The organism is Flavobacterium sp. (assembly GCF_036405015.1).
Lineage (GTDB): Bacteria > Bacteroidota > Bacteroidia > Flavobacteriales > Flavobacteriaceae > Flavobacterium.
The window spans coordinates 1-1,966 of the sequence record NZ_DASWYK010000033.1 but is presented as its reverse complement, the minus strand read 5'-3'; the positions used below and the strand labels follow the sequence as shown (position 1 = coordinate 1,966).

General features: G+C 31.9%; 1 protein-coding gene. It reads right to left on the bottom strand.

Annotated elements, in window-relative coordinates:
• Positions 1 to 71: 71 nt before the first annotated feature.
• A partial coding sequence (locus VGE71_RS02775; RefSeq protein ID WP_331136930.1) for a glutamine--tRNA ligase/YqeY domain fusion protein occupies positions 72 to 1,966 on the bottom strand: 1,895 nt, incomplete at its 5' end.

Here is a 1,966-nt window from a genome sequence, read left to right as displayed (position 1 = left end):
AAATATTAATAGTAAATTTATATAATAAAAAAAAGCGCTTATAAAAGCGCTTTTCATAAATTTAGTTGATATTACTTCTTCACCATTTCAGAAAGAATTTCATTTTCTCTTTCAGAAGCATTTTTTGGTGGATTTGAATATAATTTCAAAATTTCGTCATCAAATTGATTTTTCAAAGTTTCAGTTTCAATATCTCTTAAATTCAAAAGTGCTTTTGATCTTACATAAGTCGATTCACTTTTTAAAGACATTGAATATAATTTCTTAATATCTTCTTCTTCAAAATCTGTAGATTTCCAGTTTGAATATTTCAAAATAAACTGAGAAAACAACAGCGAAGCCTTATTATTGTTGATATTTTTCTTTAATGAATTCTGAATCAAAGAGAAACTAGAAACATTTTTTATGTTCTCCCCTATTGCACTTTCAATTGCAATTCGCTCTGGTTTACTCTCAACTTTAAAATATTTGTTGATTTCTTTTAAAGAATTATTGATGCTGTTTTCTTCTTTTTTACCTTTTTCTTCCCAAGCATCTTTCAATCCAACCGTTTTGTTAAACACTAATTTTGAAGCAGTTGAATCTTTATCAACAGTAAAATATCCTAAACGTTGGAACTGAAATTTATCTTCATTTTGAGCTGTTGATAAACTTGGTTCAACATATCCAGTAACGATTTCTAATGAATTTGGATTCACAAAATCTAAGAAATTTTTCTCTTTATAACTGTCTGGAGCTTCATCTGTAAACAAACGATCGTACAAACGAACTTCTGCTTCCAAAGCATGTTTTATAGAAACCCAATGTAGAGTTCCAGATACTTTTCTTTGACTTGCTTCTGTTCCGCTTCCGCTTAAAGAATCGGTGTCATAAGTCACATGAATTTCAGTAATATTGCCTTCAGCGTCTTTTATAACTGATTCTCCTTTAATGATATACGCATTTTTAAGACGTACTTCTTTTCCTAAAGTCAAACGGAAATATTTAGCTGGAGCTTCTTCTAAAAAGTCTTCTCTTTCAATGTATAATTCACGTGAAAAAGGTACTTTTCTGAAACCTGCATTTTCATCTTCTTGATTGTTTTCTGCTTCCAACCACTCCTCTTTTCCTTCTGGATAATTTGTAATTACCAGTTTTACAGGATCTAAAACAGCCATTACACGAGGTGCAATTTTGTTCAAATCTTCACGAATACAAAATTCTAAAACCGATACATTGATCAAATTATCACGTTTTGCAATACCAATTGTGTTAGCAAAATTACGCAATGAAGCAGCAGTATAACCACGTCTTCTTAACCCAGAAATAGTTGACATTCTTGGATCATCCCAACCGTTAACATGCTTTTCCTTAACTAGTTGCTGTAATTTTCTTTTACTAACAACAGTATGTGATAAGTTACGACGAGCAAATTCTCTTTGCTTTGGTCGAAGCTTATTATCATCAAAAATCTGATCTAAAAACCAATCGTATAATTCACGGTGAGGCAAGAATTCTAGTGTACAAAATGAGTGTGAAATTTGCTCTAAATAATCACTTTGTCCGTGCGCCCAATCGTACATTGGATAGATTTTCCAAGCATCTCCAGTTCTATGGTGATGTTTGTGTAAAATTCTATACATGATAGGATCACGCATCAACATGTTTGTTGATTTCATGTCGATTTTTGCACGAAGAATATGTGTACCAGCCTCAAATTCACCGTTTTTCATTCTTTCGAATAAATCTAAGTTCTCTTCAACCGAACGATTTCTGTACGGACTATCAGTTCCTGGAGTTGTTGGAGTTCCTTTTTGAATAGCCATTTCTTCGGAAGATTGACTATCAACATACGCTTTATCTTTTTTAATTAATAAAACTGCCCAATCGTATAATTGTTGGAAATAATCTGAAGCATAACATTCTTCTGCCCAGGTATATCCTAACCATTCTACATCTTTTTTAATAGCATCAACAAATTCCTGCT